General features: G+C 70.4%; 19 protein-coding genes. 13 read left to right on the forward strand and 6 right to left on the reverse strand.

Annotation, left to right across the window (positions count from 1 at the left end; all coding sequences use genetic code 11):
* The first annotated feature begins 18 nt into the window (after positions 1-18).
* The 8 genes from B2284_RS08225 to crcB all read left to right on the forward strand — a co-directional run bounded on the left by B2284_RS08225 (position 19) and on the right by crcB (position 5,948).
* On the forward strand, positions 19-522 hold the full coding sequence (locus B2284_RS08225) for an O-acetyl-ADP-ribose deacetylase (protein ID WP_286697383.1): 504 nt from the start codon (positions 19-21) through the stop codon (positions 520-522).
* A 129-nt stretch (positions 523-651) separates the two neighbouring features.
* Positions 652-1,047 (forward strand): MazG nucleotide pyrophosphohydrolase domain-containing protein, encoded by a 396-nt coding sequence (locus B2284_RS08230; RefSeq protein WP_038566853.1) that lies wholly within the window; start codon positions 652-654, stop codon positions 1,045-1,047.
* Positions 1,044-1,619 (forward strand): methylated-DNA--[protein]-cysteine S-methyltransferase, encoded by a 576-nt coding sequence (locus B2284_RS08235; RefSeq protein ID WP_051805608.1) that lies wholly within the window; start codon positions 1,044-1,046, stop codon positions 1,617-1,619. The genes B2284_RS08230 and B2284_RS08235 overlap by 4 nt, the downstream gene beginning before the upstream one ends.
* An 85-nt stretch (positions 1,620-1,704) precedes the next feature.
* Positions 1,705-2,292, forward strand: coding sequence for an RNA polymerase sigma factor (locus B2284_RS08240; RefSeq protein WP_136788796.1), 588 nt, complete (start codon positions 1,705-1,707; stop codon positions 2,290-2,292).
* The gene (locus tag B2284_RS08245) at positions 2,292-2,906 is read left to right on the forward strand and encodes a methylated-DNA--[protein]-cysteine S-methyltransferase (protein ID WP_038566849.1); all 615 of its coding nucleotides are present in this window, start codon (positions 2,292-2,294) and stop codon (positions 2,904-2,906) included. The genes B2284_RS08240 and B2284_RS08245 overlap by 1 nt, the downstream gene beginning before the upstream one ends.
* A 156-nt stretch (positions 2,907-3,062) precedes the next feature.
* Entirely contained in the window at positions 3,063-5,102 is a 2,040-nt protein-coding gene (locus B2284_RS08250; RefSeq protein ID WP_136788797.1) for a PhoX family protein, read from the forward strand.
* A gap of 112 nt (positions 5,103-5,214) precedes the next feature.
* A complete protein-coding gene (locus B2284_RS08255; protein ID WP_240742555.1) occupies positions 5,215-5,601 on the forward strand; it encodes a FluC/FEX family fluoride channel in 387 nt (128 codons plus the stop codon).
* A complete protein-coding gene (gene crcB / locus B2284_RS08260) occupies positions 5,598-5,948 on the forward strand; it encodes a fluoride efflux transporter CrcB (RefSeq protein WP_235181998.1) in 351 nt (116 codons plus the stop codon). The genes B2284_RS08255 and crcB overlap by 4 nt, the downstream gene beginning before the upstream one ends.
* Before the next feature lie 70 nt (positions 5,949-6,018).
* On the opposite strand, the gene B2284_RS08265 is transcribed toward crcB, so the two are convergent.
* A complete protein-coding gene (locus B2284_RS08265; protein ID WP_136788798.1) occupies positions 6,019-7,545 on the reverse strand; it encodes a sensor histidine kinase in 1,527 nt (508 codons plus the stop codon).
* A complete protein-coding gene (locus tag B2284_RS08270; RefSeq protein WP_038566843.1) occupies positions 7,542-8,270 on the reverse strand; it encodes a response regulator transcription factor in 729 nt (242 codons plus the stop codon). Before B2284_RS08270 ends, B2284_RS08265 begins: the two co-directional genes overlap by 4 nt.
* Positions 8,271-8,581: 311 nt before the next feature.
* Between B2284_RS08270 and B2284_RS08275 the strand changes: the two genes are divergently transcribed.
* On the forward strand, positions 8,582-9,646 hold the full coding sequence (locus B2284_RS08275; protein ID WP_131940510.1) for a hypothetical protein: 1,065 nt from the start codon (positions 8,582-8,584) through the stop codon (positions 9,644-9,646).
* On the opposite strand, the gene B2284_RS08280 is transcribed toward B2284_RS08275, so the two are convergent.
* Positions 9,637-11,928: a bifunctional metallophosphatase/5'-nucleotidase gene (locus B2284_RS08280; RefSeq protein ID WP_286697371.1), complete on the reverse strand. Its 2,292-nt coding sequence runs from the start codon at positions 11,926-11,928 to the stop codon at positions 9,637-9,639. The two genes, B2284_RS08275 and B2284_RS08280, sit on opposite strands and share 10 nt — an antisense overlap.
* A 267-nt stretch (positions 11,929-12,195) precedes the next feature.
* Here B2284_RS08280 and B2284_RS08285 point away from each other — a divergent pair, with 267 nt between their 5' ends.
* Positions 12,196-13,245, forward strand: a complete 1,050-nt coding sequence (locus tag B2284_RS08285; protein ID WP_286697372.1) for a pirin family protein — start codon at positions 12,196-12,198, stop codon at positions 13,243-13,245.
* Positions 13,246-13,326: 81 nt separating this feature from the next.
* On the opposite strand, the gene B2284_RS08290 is transcribed toward B2284_RS08285, so the two are convergent.
* On the reverse strand, positions 13,327-13,968 hold the full coding sequence (locus tag B2284_RS08290; RefSeq protein WP_286697373.1) for a hypothetical protein: 642 nt from the start codon (positions 13,966-13,968) through the stop codon (positions 13,327-13,329).
* Positions 13,969-14,222: 254 nt separating this feature from the next.
* Here B2284_RS08290 and B2284_RS08295 point away from each other — a divergent pair, with 254 nt between their 5' ends.
* Together B2284_RS08295 and B2284_RS08300 are read left to right on the forward strand one after the other, a co-directional pair.
* Complete coding sequence (locus tag B2284_RS08295; protein ID WP_286697374.1) at positions 14,223-15,119, forward strand: lysoplasmalogenase family protein; 897 nt, start codon at positions 14,223-14,225, stop codon at positions 15,117-15,119.
* 10 nt (positions 15,120-15,129) lie between these two features.
* Entirely contained in the window at positions 15,130-15,615 is a 486-nt protein-coding gene (locus tag B2284_RS08300) for a hypothetical protein (protein WP_062255792.1), read from the forward strand.
* A gap of 172 nt (positions 15,616-15,787) precedes the next feature.
* On the opposite strand, the gene B2284_RS08305 is transcribed toward B2284_RS08300, so the two are convergent.
* Positions 15,788-16,201: a YqfO family protein gene (locus B2284_RS08305; protein WP_006945701.1), complete on the reverse strand. Its 414-nt coding sequence runs from the start codon at positions 16,199-16,201 to the stop codon at positions 15,788-15,790.
* Between the two features lie 6 nt (positions 16,202-16,207).
* Positions 16,208-17,254, reverse strand: a complete 1,047-nt coding sequence (locus tag B2284_RS08310) for an ATP-dependent 6-phosphofructokinase (protein WP_286697375.1) — start codon at positions 17,252-17,254, stop codon at positions 16,208-16,210.
* Positions 17,255-17,466: 212 nt separating this feature from the next.
* On the opposite strand from B2284_RS08310, the gene B2284_RS08315 reads away from it, so the two are divergent.
* Positions 17,467-20,198, forward strand: a 2,732-nt coding sequence (locus tag B2284_RS08315) for a non-ribosomal peptide synthetase (protein ID WP_286697376.1), incomplete at its 3' end; no start/stop codon positions are given.

A 20,198-nucleotide genomic window follows, 5' to 3' on the forward strand; every position in this document is an offset into this window, starting at 1 on the left:
GAGGCCCCCTCCGTCGAGATCGTGCGTGGCGACATCACGACCGAGCAGGTCGACGCCGTCGTCAACGCCGCGAACTCGGGCCTGCTCGGCGGTGGCGGCGTGGACGGTGCCATCCATGCCGCAGCAGGGCCGCAGCTGCGCGAGGAGTGTCGCAAGCTGCGCGCGACACGGCTGACGGGCGGATTACCGACCGGCGAGGCCGTCATCACCGGCGCGGGGCGGATGCCCGCGCGCTACGTCATCCACACTGTCGGCCCGAATCGTCATGCGGGCCAGACGGATCCGGCTCTTCTAAGCTCCTGTTTCGCCGAGTCATTGCGGATCGCCGACGAGGCGGAATGCCGCTCCGTGGCCTTTCCCGCCATCAGCGCGGGCGTGTACGGCTGGGACGTCGAAGAGGTCGCGTGCATCGCTCTCGAGGTGGCGCGTTCCGCCCGATGTGCACATGTCCGGTTGATCCGTTTCGTGCTGTACGACGATCGCGCACTCGCCGCTTTCGAACGTGCTGCCGACCGAGCCTGACCGCATCCCGGCCAAGGCGAGTCGGATCTCTCTCGGGCAGACCAACGGCAGGGTGCGGGGAGCGTTCCTGCGGGCCGGTTGGGTGGCCACGTTCGATGGCTTGTCGGCGCCGCGTGGTTGGCTTCGACCATGGAGCTGAACGAGTGGAGTGGACGCATCGAGGGCATCTCGGCTGCGTACGGCGAGTACTTCGCTGTGGAGCGCACGCCGGAGTGGGTCCTGCTCAAGCTCACCGAGGAGGTCGGGGAGCTCACGCAGGCCTATCTCGCCTCGAGCGGGCAGGGTCGAAACCGGGGCAAGAGCGACGACGAGCTGCGCCAGGACCTCGAGGGTGAGGTCGCCGACGCGTTCGCCATGATCCTGGTCTTCGCTCGGAGCGCGGGTATCGACATCGAATCAGCGCTGACGACGAAGTGGCTCCCGTGGGAGAAGTTTCACGCCGATCGAGCCGCAGGTCTGGCGCCCGAGCCACTCGCCCATCGGTGGCCCGAGCCGTCCGACGATGACTCGCAGGCGTCGTCATGACCGTCGCGAGTCCTCCCCTGCTGCGCGGTGACGGCGCGAGCGCGCAGAATCGTCGGTCAACCCGCCTCGCGACGCCGCTGGGCGACATGCTCGTCGCCGTGAGCGATGACGGGGTGCTCGGCGCCTACTTCGACGGCCAGGCGCATCAGCCGGACGCGGCGTGGTTCGGGGCGCGAGTGGAGCAGCGTGACGATGCCCTCCTCGACGCCGCGGCGCAGCAACTCACCGCCTGGTTCGCCGGGGAGCGGACCGATTTCGACCTTCCGCTCGCCCCGCTCGGCACCCCGTTCCAACGCAGCGTCTGGGAGCTGTTGCTGCGGATCCCTCCCGGCGAGACGACGACGTACGGCGAGCTGTCGGCGTCGCTCTCACCCGACGGAGTCGCCACCCCTGGCCAGGCACAGGGCGTCGGGCAGGCCGTCGGTCACAACCCGGTCAGCGTCATCGTGCCGTGCCACCGCGTCGTCGGCTCGGACGGTTCCCTCGTCGGCTTCGCCGGCGGCCTGGATCGCAAACGCTGGCTCCTCGCCCACGAGGAGAGCGAGACGACCCGTGAATCCCGTTTGTTCTGAACGGTTCTCGCGCCGCTCGGCTCGGTTGCGAAAAAAGTTCTCTCGCCGACCTCACACTTCGTCGTTCTCGGACGACTCCTGAGTGATGACACAGCAACCGCTCTTCCACGAGATCGTCGAACGCCATGGGCCGACGGTTCTGCGCGTGTGCGCCGCGACCCTGGGGCCCGGTGCGGACGCGGAGGACGCCTGGTCCGAGACGTTTCTCGCGGCGCTGCGGGGCTACCCGTTCGACGACATCGAAGACGTCGAGGCATGGCTCGTGCGCGTGGCGCGGCACAAGAGCGTCGACATCGTGCGACGGAATCGCCGCGCCGCACCACACCCCGAGCTCGTCCGCGATGTCGAGGCGGCCCACGACTCGACTCGATCGCGGCGCCTCGGCGCCGGAGCCGCCAAGGACGACGACGCCGGGCAGGCGCTTCAACGCCTGTTCGTCGACGACGTCCACCCGGGCGCCGACGTCGGGGCCTGGGACGGCGAGTTGTGGAGCCACGTGGGCGCTCTGAGCGAACGGCAGCAGTTCGTCGTCGTGCACCGCTACGTGGGGCAGTGGACCTACCCGGAGATCGCCGACAAGCTCGGCTGCTCGACGGCGGCCGCCCGGCGTTGCGGAGCCGACGCCATCGCCGCGCTGCGTCATCGACTCATCCCGACCCGAGAGGACACCTGATGACCAGCGACGACGTGTTCACCACGACCATCGACGCCTTCACCGACGCGTCATCGACCGAGGCGCTGACGAATCGGCTGCTCGAACATGTGCGTCCGCGGGACGTCGACGTCGTGTGGACGACGCACGAGACGCTGCTCGGTCGGCTCCTGCTCGCCTTCCGCGACGACGCCGTCGTCCGCATCGCGTTCGAGTCGGAGGGCTTCGACGCCGTGCTCGACGACCTCGGTGAACGTCTCGGACGCCGCACGCTGCGCTCGGCCCAGCCCGCCGACACCCTGCGCCGCCAGCTCGACCTGTACTTCACCGGGGTGCGCGTGGAGTTCAGCGTGACGCCCGACCTGTCGTTGTCCACTGCCCCCTTCCGACGGGAGGTGCAGTCGAGCCTGACCACGATTCCCTACGGCCGCACCATCAGCTACGCCGATCTCGCCTCCTCGACGGGACGCCCCCGCGCGGTTCGCGCCGTCGGCAGTGCCTGCGCGAGCAATCCGCTACCCATCGTCCTCCCCTGTCACCGGGTCGTGCGTAGCGACGGCTCCCTCGGCAACTACCTCGGCGGCGTCGAGGCGAAGCAGCGGTTGCTCGAGCTCGAGTCCGCCGCCGCGCCTTAGGCGCACCTAAGTCATGCAGCCGGCTCTCAGGGTTTACGCCGACGACATCTGCGCGACGTCTCGTGTCTGCCTCGACGCCCAAGGATCGACCCGCGTGGGCGCCCCCACCGTCCGCCCTGATCAGCTCCCGACTTTCCGCCCCGGCGAGGAGACCCCATGAGCCCCAAGCTGCTCCCCCTCATCAATACCCGCCACGGTTCGCGCAGCGCGAAGACGTGCGAGTACCGCTGCGCCAACCAGTGCGACGCGCCGACGCCGAACACCTCGGGCAACGAGGAATTCCAGACTCTCGCTCAGCGTGCCATCGCGCGTCGCGCGATGCTCACGGGCTCCGCGGGCGCCATGGTGCTCGCCGGTTTCGGCGCGCAGGCTGCTGCGGCGGACACTGCGCACGGCCACCACCCGCGACCCGAGCGCAACGTCGGGCGCGCCTCCTTCACCTCCGTCGCGCCGAACCGCAAGGATGACGTCGTCAACGCCGAAGGGTTCACGCACGACGTGATCATCCGTTGGGGCGACCCCGTCACCAAGCGCGCACCGCGTTTCGACGTCCACCACCAGACGCCCGAGGCACAGGCGCAGCAGTTCGGTTACAACAACGACTATGTCGGCATCATCCCGCTCGACGGTCGCCGCGCCCTGCTGAGCGTCAACCACGAGTACACCGACCCGGAACTGATGTTCCCGACCGGGACGGACGAGCTGCTCAAGAAGAAGATCGAGATGGCCGCGCACGGTCTGGCGGTCGTCGCCATCGAGAAGGGCCGGGCCAAGGGGTCATGGAAGGCCAGCGACCCGCGCCGCTCGCGCTACAACCGCCGCATCACGGCCAGCACGCCACTGCGCGTCGACGGCCCCGCCGCTGGTCACGAGCTGCTGCGCACCAAGGCTGACCCCAAGGGCACGACGATCCTCGGCACCTTCGCCAACTGCTCCGGCGGCACCACGCCGTGGGGCACGACGCTGCACGGCGAGGAGAACTTCCACGGCTACTTCGACGCCTCCGGCGCGCTCGACCCCAAGCAGGCCGATGCCTACAAGCGGTACGGCATCACCGGCCAGGGCAAGGGGTGGAAGGACGTCGACGAGCGTTTCGACCTGACGAAGACCCCGAACGAGGCCAACCGCTTCGGTTGGATCGTCGAGCTCGACCCGCTCGACCCGTCAGCCCCGCCCGTCAAGCACACGATGCTCGGCCGTGTGAAGCACGAAGGCTGCAACGTCACGATCGCACGTGACGGCCGCGTCGTCGCCTACACCGGGGACGACGAGAAGGGCGAGTACATCTACAAGTTCGTCTCACGTGACCGCTACCAGCGCAGTGCCTCGCCCGCCGCACGCCGCCACAACAAGACGCTGCTGTCCGCCGGCACGCTCTACGTCGCGAAGTTCACCGGTGACGGCGACGCCGACGGCGTCCACGACGGCACGGGCACGTGGATCCCGCTCACGAGCGAGAAGAAGTCGTACGTTCCGGGCATGAGCGTCGCGGAGGTGCTCGTCCACACGCGCCTGGCGGCCGACAAGGTCGGTCCGACGCGCATGGACCGCCCCGAGGACATCGAGCCGAACCCCGTCAACGGCAAGATCTACTGCGCGCTGACGAACAACTCCGATCGCGGCAAGAAGTTCACCACGGACGAGGCCAATCCCCTCGCCTCGTCGATGACGCGCAAGAAGCTGGGCGAGCCGCTCACGGCCACGTCCGGCAACCGCAACGGATACATCCTCGAGGTCACCGAGGGCCGTGGCCGCTCCTGCGGCAAGGGGTACGAGACCTCGACCGACTTCACCTGGGATCTCATGCTCATCTGCGGTGACCCGGCCGCGCAGGAGACGTACTTCGCCGGCTTCCCGAAGGAGCACGTCAGCCCGATCAGCTGCCCCGACAACGTCGCCTTCGACGCCGTCGGCAACCTGTGGATCTCCACCGACGGCAACCAGCTCGGCTCCAACGACGGGCTCTTCCGCGTCCCGACGAACGGGCCGGAGCGCGGCCGCGTCCAGCAGTTCCTCACGGTGCCCTACGGCGCCGAGACCTGCGGGCCGCTCGTCAGCCCGGACCAGCTGTCCGTCTTCACGGCCGTGCAGCACCCGGGCGAGACCGACGACGCGACGTTCGAGAAGCCGACGAGCACGTGGCCGCACACGGACGCCTTCCCCCGCCCGTCGGTCATCGTCTCCTACGCGAAATGACGATGCTCGTCTGACCGAGCGTGAGCCGTGAGGTCAGACGCGCAGGCGCCGGCGGCTCACCCGCGCATCGGGTGAGCCGCCGGCGTCATGCGTCATGGCCTAGGCTCGGGCCGTGAGTTCGCCCGCCTTGCATCGTCGCGTCTCGATGGTCGCTCTCGTCGCCCTGGGCGGCGCAGCGGGGGCGATGGCCCGCGCCGGTGTTGCGGCCGCGATGCGTGCGCCGTGGGCGACGCTGACGGTCAACCTCGTCGGCGCGTTCGTCCTCGGCGGGCTGCTCGAGTTCTTCACCCGCGCAGGCGACCGCCCGGCCTGGCGTCTGCTGCTCGGCACCGGGTTCTGCGGGGCCTTCACGACGTACAGCACGTTCGCGCGAGAGGTCGCCGAACGCTCCGCTGGGTCGGGAGTGGGCCTCGCCGCCGCGGAGGTCGCGCTCGGCCTCGCAGCCGCGGCGGCGGGGGCCGTCGTCACCGCCCGTTGGGCACCTCGGAGCAGCGCATGATGACGTGGCCGCTCATCGCCCTCGGTGGCGCTGTCGGAGCCGTCCTGCGCTTCGTCCTCGACGGAGAGATGAAGGCCCGCGGCCCACGCACGTGGCCCCACTCGACGTTCGCCGTCAACCTCCTCGGCTCGTTCGTGCTCGGCGTCCTCACCGCGCATCCTCGCCCAGGATGGTTGAGCGCCCTCGTCGTCACCGGCGTCTGCGGCGGCTTCACGACGTTCTCCACCGCGAGCGTCGAAACGCTCACCCTGCTGCGCGCACGGCGCGCGGCCACTGCTCTCGGGTACGCGGTGGGCAGCGTCGTCGCGTGCGTCGCCGTCATCCTGTTGGCCCACCGCATCGCCTGACGGCCGGGCTCGGGCCGGCTGTCGAGCCGCGCGGCGCGCATCCGACACCGCGACCGGCTCGAACCGAAGCTCACTCAGCCCCGAGCGCTGCGGGGCGGCGCGGCAACGTCACGATCGCCGTCGTGCCGGCAGTGCTGGAGTCGAAGTGGATGCTCGCCTCCATCGACTCCGCGAGTGCCATCGTGATGGCGAGGCCCAGCCCACCGCGACGACCGGTGTCCGAACGCGCCGCCCCCTTGAAACGTCGCCCTGGTTCGGCGGCGACGGACGCGGGCAGCCCCGGCCCGTCGTCGGCCACCTCGACGACGACGCTGTCGCCGGCGTCGCGCACGCTGAGCTGCACGCGCGTACCAGCGGGCGTGTGGCGTCGCGCGTTCGTCACCAGATTGACGATGACGCGGCGCACCCCGTTCTCGTCGCCCACGATCTCGCACGCCTCGTCCGGCGCGTCGAACGCCCACAGGTGCTGCGGCGCCATCAGTTTCGCGTCGGACAACGCCTCCAACGCGAGGAACGTGACGTCGACGCTCTCCTGTGCCGCGCGTTGGCCGGCGTCGAGGTGGGCGAGGAGCAACAGATCCTCGACGAGGCGCGCCATCCGGATGCTCTCGCGTTCGATGCGACGCAGCGATGGCGCCAGCTCGAGCTCGAGCGCGCGGACGTCACTCGCCGCCCTACGTCCGTGGTCAGCGCCGCCATCCTGGCCCTCAACGCCCGAGAGGCCCGCGCCGGCAGAGTCGCCCGCCGCCTCGGATCGCTCGGCCTCTACGGCGCGCGTGAGCATCGACGCGGACAGCTCGGCATGCGATCGCACGACGGCCAGCGGCGTGCGCAGTTCATGGCTGACGTCGGCCAGCATGGTGCGCAGGGCGGCCTCGCTCTCGTCGCGGCGCGCGAGGGCCGCCTCGACCTGACGCAGCAGATCGTTGATGGCGTGCGTGAGCACCCCCACCTCGTCGGCGGCTCGTCGCGGTTCGGGCACACGGCGGCTGACGGCGTCCTCCACCGATTCCGCGGGTGTCTCGGCGATACTGCGCGCGGTGCGCGTGACGGCCTGCAGGGGCCGCACCTGACGTCGCGTCAGCCACACGCCGACGGCGCTCGCCACGATGCCCGCGGGCACCCACAGTGCCAGTTGCCACGCGGCGAGGCGGGTGAGGTCGCGCTCCGCAGGTTCCATGCTGACGGCAGCGAGCACCTCGGTGCCGGGCTGCCTCAGCGTGGCGACGCGCATGTCGTCGCGTTCGGGCAGCTTGACGTCGCGCAGGCCGTCCGGGCGATCGAGCTCGGTTCGCAGCGCGGTGGCGTCCTCCGCCGCCACCACGCGGTCGGGGCCGTTGGCGCGCACGTCGAGCCGGTCGCCACGTCGCACCATGACGATCGCCCCGGACGGTAGTTCTTCCGCCAGCTCCTGCGCCGACGTGTGCTCGTGGTTGACCGCAACGTGCAGGGTGTCGTCGATGCTCGCGTGGATGACGGCGCGTGACAGCAGGAACGAGGCGATGCAGCCGATGGCGGCGAGCACCATCGTCAGCGTCATGACGAGCACTGCGACGCGGGTGCTCAGCTTGCGTGGCCGCAGCCGTGCGAGGTTCATCCCGCGGCGGGTCGCATGGTGTATCCGAGGCCCCGCACCGTGTGGATGAGCGCCGGATGCGACCCGTCGATCTTCTTGCGCAGGTAGCTGATGTAGAGCTCGACGACGTGCTCACCGCCCTGGAAATCCTCGCCCCACACCGCGGCGAGCAACTCCTGCTTCGAGCACACGCGACGCCCGTTCTGCGCCAGGTGCCGCGCGAGCGCGAACTCGGTGGCGGTCAGACGGATCGGTTCGCCGGCGCGCGACACCTCGTACGTCAGGGTGTTGATGACGAGGTCGTCGACGACGAGATGCTCGCCCTGCCCCTGCGCGACCATGCCGCTGCGGCGCATGAGCGCCTCGGCGCGGACGATGACCTCCTCGAGGCTGAACGGCTTCGTCAGGTAGTCGTCAGCGCCCTGCCGGATGCCACTCACCCTGTCCTCCAACGCATCCCGCGCCGTGAGGAAGATGACTCCCGCCTCGGGCAGGATCGAGCGGATGCGGGCGAGGACGTCGAAACCGTCCGTGTCCGGCAGCCCGATGTCGAGGACGACGACGTCCGGGCTCTCGCGCCGCGCGAGGGCGACGGCCTGCGAGCCGGTCGTCGCCGTCAGCACCTGCCAGCCCTGGAACGTGAACGCCGCCGACAGCGACGTGAGCAGGCCCTCCTCGTCGTCGACGATGAGGACGCGCGCTGCACGTCCGGTGACGTGACGAAAGGATGCCTCGCGGGTGTTCATGCTCCCACGATAGAAGCCGCCGAGACGCGCGAAACAGACCACAGTTCCATGAGAGGGAATTCTGAGGAAGGGGCGATAGTTTCATCTTCGTGCCCAGGAAGGTGCTCCCGTTCCCCCCTGGTGTGATGCGTCCTGGGCACCCCAGCGGCGGTGGAGGTCTCGACCTTCACCGCCGCTTTCTTCTCACCGCGGGCGCGTCGTCCACAGGCCGTGACGGCGGGAGCGCTCTTTCCGCTGCCGGAGCAGGCTGATCCACAGGGTGGCCGTGCTGACGTTGGCGCCGCTCATGGCCCGCCCGCCACGCTCGAGCCATGAGCGACGATCTGGCACCCGGCCCCCTGTTCGACACCCCCGCGCCTGACACCTCCGACGACGCCGCACCGACGCTCGTCGGCGCGTGGATGAGCCCCGGCCTCCTGACACATGACGGTGTCGTGCCGCATGACGAGCGCCTGCCGGGCGATTTCGGTGCGACCGGCCCCGGGGCGGACGATCCCGACGCGGGCGGCCCGGCGGAAACCGGCCTCGGGTCGGACGAGGCGCCGTCGGCCAGCCAGCCGTCCCCTGCTGACCCGACGGCCGGTGAGTCGGCCGCTCCCGAAGACGCGCCTGCTCCGGAGAACGAGCCAGCTCTCGAGGACGGTCTCGTTCCAGGGGACGATCTCGAGTCGTGCGCGGCGACCCTCGCAGTCGCCGTCGTGCTCGAGCGCGGCGCTCCGTCTGCATGGCGCGCCGTGCCGGTGCGTCAGGGCCTGAGCAGCGCCGTCATCGATGCGGTGATGACGCCCCGCGTCATGACGAGCACCGTCGACGCCGTCGTCGCCCGCCACGAGGCCGCGTTCGGGGCGGGCACCGCGTCGGAGCTGCTGCACGCGTTCGATCTCATGGGCGAGACGACGTGGCGGGAGGAGATCGGCACCGGCCACCGCACCCGCGCCAGTGTGGACGCACCCCACAAGAGCGCCGTCATCCGTCAGGCGGCGGCGCTCCTCGCGGGCCGAGGTATCGAGTCATGCGCCGACCTGGTGGCGGCCGCCCACGACGACGACCTCCGACGGGCCTGGTGCGCGCTGCCCGGCCAGTCGTCCGGCTCGACGTGGCGTCACCTGCTGCTCGCCGCAGGGTGCGACGACGTCATGTTGTGCCCCCTCACCCGATCCTTCGCGCGCCGCGCCACCGGCCACACCCTCACCGCCGACGAGCTCCACGCCGTCATCGTCTCCGCGGCCGTCCAGTTGGGCATCACGCCCGCCGCGATCGAGCACCAGATGTGGCGCGGCGCGCTCACGGCGAAGCGCCGCCGCCCCAGCGTGAGCGACGACGGCGCTGCGCGTGAGGGGGCCGATGAGCCCCCTGCTGTCGACGATCAGCTCTGACGGCGCAGACGCATCGCGATGCCCGCGCCGGCAGCCACCACGACGACAGCCAGGCCCGCGAGGCCTGTGACGGCGCGCTCGTTGCTCACGCCATCGGTGTCGACCTTCGGCCCCGTCGTCGTGCTCGGGGACGTGCCGTCGGAAGCGGAACCGGTCTCCGTCGCGCCGGTGGTGGAGCTCGTCGAACCGGCCGGCGGCGGCGTGGGCTCGGTCGTCGGCGTGGTCGGCTCGGTCGTCGGCGTCGTCGGTTCCGTCGTCGGCGTCGTGGGCTCGGTCGTCGGCGTCGTCGGCTCGGTCGTCGGCGTCGGGGTCGTCGTGGCGCCGGCCTCGAGCGTCACGGGGAAGCTGCCCGTCGTGCCGGATTCCTTGGCCCTCAGCGTGATCACGGCGTCGCCGGCGGCGAGGTCGCTCGGGGCGGTGAACGAGATCGTGGCCTCACCGTGGTTGGCCGGGTAGGGCGGGGTGGCGGCGCTCGTCGCGCTGATCGGGAACGTTCCGACCACGTGGCCACCGATCGAGACCTCGACCGAGGTGTTCGTCGGCGAGTTCTTGCTCGTCATGTCGAAGCCGGAGGCGGTGAACTCGACCTTCTCCCCGGCCTTGACGCTCGTCGGCTGGCCATGGATGGACAGCGACTGCTTGGCGTACGACGGCTTCACCGGGCTGTGCGCCTTGAGCCACTCGACGAACAGGCCCTGGTCGATGAGACCGGAGTCGGAGATCGGGCCACCCTCGTTGAGGGCGGTGAAGTTGTCGCCGCCGGCCATGAGGAAGGAGTTGGACGCGACGGTGTACTTCGCCGCCGGGTCGATGGGCTTGCCGCCCACCATGACGCTGGTGATGCGCGAGCCCGCGGGCTTGGTCTCGTCGAACGTGTACGTGACGTTGCTCGACAGGCCCATCTTGAGGAACGGGCGGGAGGCGCCGTCGGGCTGCCACTGCTGCTCGAGGAGCTTGACGAACGTCGAGCCCGAGATCTCACGCGTCGCGACCGTGTTGTTGAACGGCATGACGGCCGCGGCCTGCGCGAACGTCAGGTTGCCCGCGGCGTCGGGGACGAGGTCGGCGCGCACGCCGCCGGGGTTCATGATGCCGATCTCGACGCTGCCCGGGCGACCGGGCGCGTTGAGGGAGTCGACGTAGCTCTGCGCGATGGCGTTCGACAGGTTCGACTCGGCGAGACGGTCGTCGCGCGAGCCGTCGGGCTTGAGCGCCGAGGTGATCGGGCCCGTGGCCTGCGCGATGACCTGCTGACCGATCTGCGCGGCGCGCGCGTTCGCCGAGTCGACGATGGAGGCCGCCGCAGTGTAGGCGGGCAGCGACGCGCAGGCGTCCGTCGGCGCCGTGACCTTGCGGTTGACGACGGAGTACTGCTTCACCTTCCCCGAGGCCTTGTCGTAGCCGAGGTTGAGGATGCCCAGGTTGTGCGCGTAGAAGTCGGTCTGGATGATCGGGCGCGTGCCGTCGCCGTCAGGCATGGGAGCGTCCCAGTCGTACAGCTGGTGGGTGTGGCCGGTGAAGATCGCAGAGACGTTCGCGCTCGTCTTCGTCACGATGTTCTTGAAGACGGGGCTCGCGGATTCCATCTGCTCCAGCGTCGCGCTGCCGCCCTCCGGCGCACCCTCGTGGTACTCGGCGACGACGACGTCGGCCTCACCGTTCGACGGGTCGCCGTCCTTCAGCTTCGCGGCGACACGGTTGACGGCGGCCACGGGGTCACCGAAGTCGATGCTCGCGATGCCGTCGGCGCCGACCATGTTCTTCGTGTCCGTCGTGACGGCACCGACGACGGCGACCTTGACGCCGTTGACGTCGAGCACCTTGTACTCGGGCAGCGCGGGCGTCGTCGTGCCCTTCTCGTAGACGTTGGCACCGAGGTAGGTCCACTGCGCGCGCGACTGGACGTGACCGGTCAGGTCGTCGAAGCCCTTGTCGAACTCGTGGTTGCCGACGGAGGAGACCTGCAGCTTCAGGGCGTTGAGGTAGTCGATCGACGGGTTGTCGTCCTGCGAGGCCGACTCGAACGGCGAACCGCCGACGTTGTCACCGGCCGAGATGAACGCCGAACCCGGGAACTCCTGCTCGGCCGAGGCGACGGTGCAGGCGAAGTCCTTCGTGAAGTGGCCGTGGAAATCGTTGGTGCCGAGCAGCGTGACGGGCGTGAGGTCGGCGTCGAGCGTGGGAACGACGGTGGCGGCGTTCGCGGCAGGCGTCAGGGCACCGGCGAAGGCGAGTGCGAGCACACCGGAGAGGGCACAGGTGCGCGCGATGCGGTTGGTCATGAGGTTCCTCGAGGTTCGAAGTGTTCGGCGGACGCTCGGCCTGGGGCACGTCGCCGCGGGGAAGGACAGCGCCTCATTGTGCGCAGGCTGGCCGCCCCCTGGGTGCCCCCAGCGCCCCCTGCGCGTGATGTTCACCAAGTGTTCGCCTGACGTCGTCGACCACGGGCGAAACCGCGGCGGCGGCCGTCCACCTCACCCACCCCGCCAGGCGGAATAGTTGAAATGTAAACTAGGTTGAATCAGGCAACCGATCGCCAGGAGGATCACATGCCCGCCGTCACCGCAGACACGCTCACGCTGCCGCGCCTCGCCGCACCCGCGGCCACGGCCCGCGAGCGCCGCGTCACCCGTCACGTGGCCGGCCCGAAGGGGTACGAGGGCGAGGGTTTCCCGGTCACGCGCGCCTTCGCCGGCATCCCTCACGACGAGCTCGACCCCTTCGTCCACATGGACGAGATGGGCGCCGTCAACTACGCCCCGGGCGAGCCGAAGGGCACCGACTGGCACCCGCATCGCGGTTTCGAGACCGTCACCTATATCATGGACGGGCGCTTCCAGCACCAAGATTCGCACGGTGGTGGCGGCATGATCGAGAACGGCGCCACCCAGTGGATGACGGCCGGTTCGGGCGTGCTGCACATCGAGACGCCCCCGGCCGAGCTCGTCGTCTCGGGCGGCTTCTTCCACGGCATCCAGCTGTGGGTCAACCTGCCGGCCGCGCAGAAGTTCGCCGACCCGCGATACCAGAACATCGACGGCACGGACTCCGAGCTCGTGACGACGCACGACGGTGCCGCGCTCATCCGCATCATCGCCGGCTCCATCGGCGGCTTCCGCGGCCCGGGCAGCACGCACACGCCGATCACGATGGCACACGCGACGATCCCTGCCGGCGTGCGCGCCGACATCCCGTGGGAGGCGTCCTACAACGGCCTCGTGTTCGTCCTGTCCGGTTCGGGCACCATCGGCAGCACGCCCGCTGAGGGTTCGTCGCCCCGGCCCATCTCGGCGGGTCAGACGATCGTCACGAGCGCCGGTGACCTCATGACGCTGACCGCCGACCCCCGCCAGGACGTCGAGACCCCGTCGCTCGAGGTGCTGCTGCTCGGCGGTCGCCCCATCAAGGAACCCGTCGTGCAGTACGGTCCCTTCGTCATGAACACGAAGGCGGAGGTCATGGCGGCGTTCGAGGACTTCCGCTCAGGACGCCTCGGCCGCGTCCCCGCGGACGCCCTGCGCCCCTACCGCGCGACGGAGGCCGAACTGCGCGACGCCGTGGCCGCCATGCCGCACGGGGGCACCATCACGACCCCCTGACCACCGCGCCGCCGTCCCCATCGGCGATTTTCGTCCACCTTCGAGGCCGGCTCGTCGCCCACGACGGGCCGGCCGGCGTCGTCACCCAACGGGCAGAGCGGGCATCTGCATGACGAACCACACCGCGAAGCCGACGGCCAGTGCGAGGGTGACGATCGCGACGACGGCCGTGACCGCGGGCGCCGTCCGAGGGCGTGGGCGCTGACCGCGCGGGGCTGCGATGACCTTCGGCAGCCGCCACACGTAGGCGAGGACGTGCGTCGCGGCGCAGATGATCCACCCCCAGAACGACGCCTCGTGCAGCGTCAGCCAGATCGTGTCCGGTTCGTACAGCGTCACGATGCCAGTGCCGATGACGCTCGCAGTGAGCACCACGAGCAGCGGCCCAAGCAGTCGCAGGACGATGAACGGTGGCCCTGACGCGACGTAGCGGCCGTCGCGCGTGCAGTAACGCACGAGCCGGTAGCCGGTGGAGGTCAGCTTGACGAGGACGACGACGCCCGCGGCGATGCCCAGCCCCGCATGCCACTCGATGAGCCCCTCGACGTCGAGCAAGGTGACGCCGACGGCGCTCAGGATGAGGACGAGCGAGGCGCCGAGCGTTGCGGTCAGGCGTGAGTTGGCGACGACGCCGTCGTCCGCGGCGGGCTTGTCGACGCTTTCGGGGCGGAACAGCTCGGCGGGGAAGAGCACCTCGTCGAGCGGTTCGGGCAGGCGATTCATGCGCCGATCATGCGGCCGCGCAGCGAGATGCGCCAACCAGTGCAGGCAAACCTGAGCTCGCCACCTCGTGCTCACTCCGGCGACACAGAACCCGCCCCGCGAAGCTGCCTGCCCGTTATCCACGCCCGCGGGGTCGATATCCACCGCGAGGCCATCGCGAAGCTGCGATGCTGAGGGGACGAGAACGGCGCTGACGCGCCCCGAGACCGAACCCGAGTTCAAGGAGAGATGACGATGACGCACGGTGAGCGGGCATGAAACTGCGTCCTCTGCGCCACCGTTCGGCAGGCCGCGCAATCACCTCACTTCCCGGCGCGGCCACGCGCCCTGCAATCGCTCGCCTCGCGACGACGCGCCCCTCGGCCGCGGCATACGTCGTCGTCGCTGCGACGACCAGCCTCGGGGCTCTGTTGCCCGACGATCGCCTCCACGCCGTCACCAAGCATCTCGTCGCACCGCTCGCCGCGCTCGACGTCGCGACTCGCCCGGGGGCGTGGACCCCGCGTCGCCGTCCTACGACCGGCACGCTGCTCGTCGCCCTCACCGGCTCGGCCATCGGCGACCACCTCATGCTCGCCGAGTCGCGCAGCGAGGGCGCGGCGGCTCGCCGTCATCTGCGTCGCGGCGCGGCCGCATTCGGTGTGCAGCAGCTCGGCCTGCTCACCGTCATGCGCACGCGCGGCCAGCGCTTCACGCCGCGCACGATCGCAGTCGGCGTGACGACGCTCGCCGCGCTCGCCGTGGTCGATCACGTTGCCGCCCAGCGCGATTCAGTCTCGTCGATCGTGCCGGACGACAGCGCTCCGAGCGCCGCTCACAACCCGGACGCCGCCAGGGTTCAGCCGAGCGCCGCCGAGCCGCGCACGCCCGACGCGCCATCGTCCGCACTGCCCGACCCTGTCGTCGCGACCTACGGGGCGCTCCTCGTCGCCATGGCCATGCTCGCCCAGGACGACGCCCGTACCGCCCGCGGCGGGGCCATCTTCCTCGCGAGCGACGCCCTCATCGTCACCCGACAACTGCTGCCGCACAGCAGGCTGCGGCGCGTCGCTGACACCGCCGTCATGGCGACGTACACCGCGGCGCTCGCGATGCTCGTCGACGCGTTGGCCGCCGACGACATCACTCCCGCGCGATGTCACCGCGGGTGATAATGCAGGCATGGCTCTGCAGATCGACTACTTCGCCGCCGCGTCCGACGAGGAGGCCGCGGCGCTCGTCAACCTCGAGACGGGCGTGCGCTCGATCCCGTTCGACGACGAATCCGACGCTCCGGCAGTCGAATACGACGTCGTCCCCTCCCAGGTCGTCGATCCGGGCCTCGCGCTCGGCTACCTCAACGAGCTGTTGACGGGCGTGCCCGTCGAGGAGTTCGTGACGAACGGCTGGCCCGCGCTCGTCGCGACGAGTGACGACGAGCAGAAGTTCGTCCTGCAGGTCGACCCGGGATTCGTCGCGCTCATGTCGACGCGCGAGGGGCCGTTCGGCGACCTCGCCGCCCAATGGGCCGCCGTCGAAGCACCCGAGGACGCCGACGAGTGGGAGGCCGACCCACGTGAACTCGGCGAGTTCCTGGCCCAGTTCGTCGCGCTCGCGCTGACGGCCGGCGACGAGGGCAAGCACGTCTACTGCTGGCTGTGGCCCTGACGGGTCTGGGTGCTCGCCGGCCCGGCGCCGCAGGAGACGCCCGCCGGATGGCAGGTCACTCACACGTAGGCGCGCAACTGCGTGCCTCCCTGTTCGCCAGTCGCCATCCTGCATCACGCGAGGCCACCGCAGCGCGTCATGCGAGGCCGCCACGCCGCATCACGCGCAGCGATCACCTCGCAAGATCCTCCCGCGACAGCGCACGGTAGGCGTGCCAGGCCGGTTCCTCGTACGGGTGCGCGGCGAGCATGGCGTCGAGCGCCCGCACGGCGTCGCGCCGCGGGCACACGACTTCGATGCGCTGCTCCTGCACGACCTCGGGGCGCCCTACGGCGCCGATGTGGGGCTGCGCGCCGGCGAGCGGTTCGAAGCGCCCTTCGCCGGTGACGCTGAACGAGCACGCGCGGTAGTCGCCGATCGCACCCGCCCCGGCCCGCGCCGCAGCGTCACGCACCGCGTCGACGTGGCTGACAGGGGCGAACACGACGATGACGACGAGGTCGTCGCGGCCGCCCGCACCCCCGTCACCGGCGCCGAGGTACTGGCCCCCACGCCGGACGGCGCGCGCCCAGCGCGTCTCATGCACCGTCGATCACCCGAACAGGACGGCTGCCTCGTCCCACTGCTTGCGCGGGACGGTCTTGAGCTCCTTCGTCGCCTCGGCCATCGGCACCGTCACGATGTCGATGCCCGAGAGCGCCACCATCTGACCCCACTTGCGCTGCATGACGGCGTCGATGGCGGCGTGCCCGAAGCGCGTGGCCAGCACGCGGTCGTAGGCCGTCGGCACACCGCCGCGCTGCAGGTGGCCGAGCGTCGCGGCGCGCGTCTCGATGCCGGTTGAGCGTTCGATGAGCGGTGCGAGCGCCTCACCGATGCCACCGAGGCGCGGGCGTCCGGCGGCATCGAGGCCGCGTTCGGCCGCGATGTCCTCGAGTTCGCCCTTGTCGTTCTTCAGCTGGAACCCCTCGGACACGACGACGACGGGTGCACGCCCGCGCGCCTGCGTCAGCAGTACCCATTCGGTGATCTGCGCGAGCGTCACCGACACCTCGGGGATGAGGATGGCGTGGGCGCCGCTCGCGAGCCCGGCGTGCAGTGCGATCCAGCCGACGTGACGGCCCATGACCTCGACGACCATGCAGCGGTGGTGCGCCTCCGTCGTCGTGCGCAGTCGGTCGATCGACTCGGTCGCGATGGAGACGGCGGTGTCGAAACCGAAGGTGTAGTCGGTGCCCGACAGGTCGTTGTCGATGGTCTTCGGCACGCCGACGACGGGCAGCCCGTCAGCGGCGAGACGCGCGGCACCCGACAGCGTGCCCTCGCCTCCGATCGCAATGATCCCCTCCATGCCGTGCCGTTCCATGACGGCGCGGATCGCGTCGGGGCCTCCGACGCCGTCGATGCCGTTGTAGGGGTGCGTTCGGGAGGTGCCGAGGATGGTGCCCCCCTCCTTGGACAGCCCACGCACGCGATGGCGTGGAAGGGAGAACACGTCGTCGACGATGAGGCCGCGCCACCCGTCACGGATGCCGGCGAACTCCTGCTCATAGATCTTGTCGCCCTTCATCACCGCGCCACGGATGACGGCGTTGAGGCCGGGGCAGTCGCCGCCAGAGGTCAGGATGCCGATGCTCATGCGCCTAGTTTCTCCCATGCGCGGCGGCAGGGGGCACCCGCACCGCCGGGTGGGACGTCGCGTCTCTCCCTACGGACGAGTAGACCCGCAGCCATGTGGACGGGACGGCAGCCGGCGCGACGCATCGCGCGTGCGCGGAGGACACCCGTCGGGAGGAGCCTTGCCCATTACGATGAGGTGTCACCACACCTCGACGGCAGGAATCCGTGAGCATGACGCGCCCCGACGACACGACGCCTCAAGCCCCTGTTCCCACCGAGCCGGAGGCTGCGGAGCCAGAGCCATCCGGAAGCCGCGACCCGTTGCTGCGTGGCGATCTGGCTCCCGCGCCGCGCACACTCGTCGACATCCTGCGCGCGAGCGTCGCCGCGCACCCGGACGACCCGGCCGTCGACAACGGCCAGGACGTGCTGACGTACGCCGAATTCGCCCAGGCCGCAGAGCAGTTCGCCGACGCCCTGCACGAGCTGGGCACCGGTTCGGGTGAGCGCATCGGCATCCGCATCCCGTCGGGAACCCTTGATCTGTACGTCGCGATCGCGGGGACGCTCGTCGCGGGCTGCGCGTACGTGCCGGTCGACTTCGACGACCCCGACGAGCGCGCCGACACCGTCTTCGGCGAGGCCGACGTCGCCGCCATCGTCGGCAAAGACCTCGTCATCAGCCCCCGCGCGCCGCACGCCGACGACGCCGCGGCGCATGACGACGTGCGCACCGGCGACCCTGCCCTCACCGACGACGCGTGGATCATCTTCACCTCGGGTTCGACGGGCAAGCCGAAGGGCGTCGCCGTCACGCATCGCAACGCTGCGGCGTTCGTCGACGCCGAGGCCAACCTGTTCCTGCAGAACGCACCCATCGGGCCGGGTGATCGCGTCATGGCGGGTCTGTCCGTCGCGTTCGACGCGAGCTGCGAGGAGATGTGGCTCGCGTGGCGCTACGGTGCCTGCCTCGTGCCCGCACCGCGCAGCCTCGTGAAGTCGGGCATGGATCTGGGGCCGTGGCTGACGGCGAACGACATCACGATCATCTCGACGGTGCCGACGCTCGTCGCGCTGTGGCCGCACGAGGCGATCAAGGACGTCCGCCTCGTCATCCTCGGCGGCGAGGCGTGCCCGCCCGAGATCGGCGCCCGTCTCGCGACCGAGGCCCGCGAGGTGTGGAATACCTACGGCCCGACGGAGGCGACCGTCGTCGCCTGCGCCGCGCAGCTGACGGGTGAGCCACCCGTGCGCATCGGCTTGCCCCTCGACGGGTGGGATCTCGCCGTCGTCGACTCCGAGGGCAACCCCGTGCCGCAGGGTGAGGCGGGCGAGCTCATCATCGGCGGCGTCGGCCTCGCGCGCTACCTCGATCCGGCCAAGGACGCGGAGAAGTACGCGCCGATGCCGACGCTCGGGTGGGATCGCGCGTACCGAAGCGGCGACATCGTCGTCAACGATCCGATTGGTCTGACGTTCCAAGGCCGCGCCGACGACCAGATCAAACTCAACGGCCGACGCATCGAGCTCGGCGAGGTCGACTCCGCGCTGCTGCAACTGCCGCACGTCAGTGGTGCGGCTGCGGCGGTGCGTACCTCGGAGACGGGCAACAAGCTGCTCGTCGGCTACCTCACCGTCAAGGACGGCTTCGACCGCAAGGCCGCCACCGCGCACCTGCGCGAGACGATGCCCGCGGCGCTCGTGCCGCAGCTCGCCGTCGTCGACACGCTGCCGACGCGCACCTCCGGCAAGATCGACCGCGATGCGCTGCCGTGGCCCCTCGAGATCCCGACGGGTGACGGCGACGGCGAGACGTTCACAGGCACGGCGGCGCGGCTGCAGGAGCTGTTCGCCAGCATCCTGGGCACTCCCCCTACGTCGCCGGACGACAACTTCTTCGACCTCGGCGGCGGCTCGCTGACGGCGGCGCAGCTCGTTGCGCGGCTGCGTGAGACGAACCCGGAGATCACCGTCGCCGACGTCTACGAGGCGAACTCGATCACCGAACTCGCCGCGACGATCGACCAGATGTCCTCTCCCACCGGGCGATTGAACGACAACGTCGTCAAGGTGCGCCGCAGCACGCAGACGTTGCAGGTCGTCGCGTCGCTCGCTGTACGCCAGTTCTCGGCGCTGCGTTGGCTGACGTGGTTGGGTGCCGGCGCGAACCTCGCGCACGCCTCCGGCATGACGTGGGTGCCGACGCTGAGCTGGTGGTGGATCCTCGTGGGCTGGGTGCTGTTCGTCGCCCCGCCGGGGCGGATGCTGCTGGCCGCCGGATTCGCCCGCACCATCCTCGCGGGGGTGACGCCGGGCGCGTACAGCCGCGGTGGACGCACCCACCTGCGCGTCTGGCTCGCCGAACGCATCGCCGACGAACTGGGCGCCACCAACCTCGCCGGTGCGCCGCTCGTCAAGTTCTACGGCCGCCTGCTCGGCTGCGACATCAAGAAGCACGTCGACCTGCACAGCCTGCCGCCCGTCACCGGCTTCCTCACGCTCGGCAAGGGCTGCTCGATCGAGCCCGAGGTGGAGCTGCGCGGGCACTGGATCGACGGTGACACGTTCCATCTCGGACGCATCGAGGTCGGACCGAACGCCCGCGTCGGCACGCGCTCGACGCTGCTGCCCGGCGCCCGCGTCGGCAAGCGCGCGGAGATCGCTCCCGGTTCGGGCGTGTTCGGTCGCGTGCCCGCCGACCAGCTCTGGTCCGGGGCGCCCGCCGAGCACATCGGCACCGCACGCGGCCCGTGGGACGAGCAGGCGCCACCGAACAAGCCGATCTGGCTCGTCGCGTACGGCGCGACCGGCATGGCCGCGTCGCTCATCCCCGCGGTGGGTTCGGCGGCCGGGCTGGCCGTGCTGTGGCCCTGGCTGCGTCACGCCGACTCGGTCGCGGACATCGCCCGCATCGGCGCGATCGGCGTCATCCCAGCGACGCTCGTCGGTTTCGTCGTCACGGC

It is taken from the genome of Dermacoccus sp. UBA1591 (genome assembly GCF_002322065.1).
GTDB lineage: Bacteria > Actinomycetota > Actinomycetes > Actinomycetales > Dermatophilaceae > Dermacoccus > Dermacoccus nishinomiyaensis.

Excerpts from the sequence above, each read along its gene's own strand:
- B2284_RS08245 (WP_038566849.1), top strand. The coding sequence starts at position 2,292 with ATGACCAGCGACGACGTGTTCACCACGACCATCGACGCCTTCACCGAC.
- B2284_RS08270 (WP_038566843.1), bottom strand. The coding sequence starts at position 8,270 with ATGAACACCCGCGAGGCATCCTTTCGTCACGTCACCGGACGTGCAGCG.
- B2284_RS08300 (WP_062255792.1), top strand. The coding sequence starts at position 15,130 with ATGGCTCTGCAGATCGACTACTTCGCCGCCGCGTCCGACGAGGAGGCC.
- B2284_RS08230 (WP_038566853.1), top strand. The coding sequence starts at position 652 with ATGGAGCTGAACGAGTGGAGTGGACGCATCGAGGGCATCTCGGCTGCG.
- B2284_RS08265 (WP_136788798.1), bottom strand. The coding sequence starts at position 7,545 with ATGAACCTCGCACGGCTGCGGCCACGCAAGCTGAGCACCCGCGTCGCA.
- B2284_RS08275 (WP_131940510.1), top strand. The coding sequence starts at position 8,582 with ATGAGCGACGATCTGGCACCCGGCCCCCTGTTCGACACCCCCGCGCCT.
- B2284_RS08310 (WP_286697375.1), bottom strand. The coding sequence starts at position 17,254 with ATGAGCATCGGCATCCTGACCTCTGGCGGCGACTGCCCCGGCCTCAAC.
- B2284_RS08235 (WP_051805608.1), top strand. The coding sequence starts at position 1,044 with ATGACCGTCGCGAGTCCTCCCCTGCTGCGCGGTGACGGCGCGAGCGCG.
- B2284_RS08240 (WP_136788796.1), top strand. The coding sequence starts at position 1,705 with ATGACACAGCAACCGCTCTTCCACGAGATCGTCGAACGCCATGGGCCG.
- B2284_RS08290 (WP_286697373.1), bottom strand. The coding sequence starts at position 13,968 with ATGAATCGCCTGCCCGAACCGCTCGACGAGGTGCTCTTCCCCGCCGAG.
- B2284_RS08295 (WP_286697374.1), top strand. The coding sequence starts at position 14,223 with ATGAAACTGCGTCCTCTGCGCCACCGTTCGGCAGGCCGCGCAATCACC.
- crcB (WP_235181998.1), top strand. The coding sequence starts at position 5,598 with ATGATGACGTGGCCGCTCATCGCCCTCGGTGGCGCTGTCGGAGCCGTC.
- B2284_RS08285 (WP_286697372.1), top strand. The coding sequence starts at position 12,196 with ATGCCCGCCGTCACCGCAGACACGCTCACGCTGCCGCGCCTCGCCGCA.
- B2284_RS08280 (WP_286697371.1), bottom strand. The coding sequence starts at position 11,928 with ATGACCAACCGCATCGCGCGCACCTGTGCCCTCTCCGGTGTGCTCGCA.
- B2284_RS08250 (WP_136788797.1), top strand. The coding sequence starts at position 3,063 with ATGAGCCCCAAGCTGCTCCCCCTCATCAATACCCGCCACGGTTCGCGC.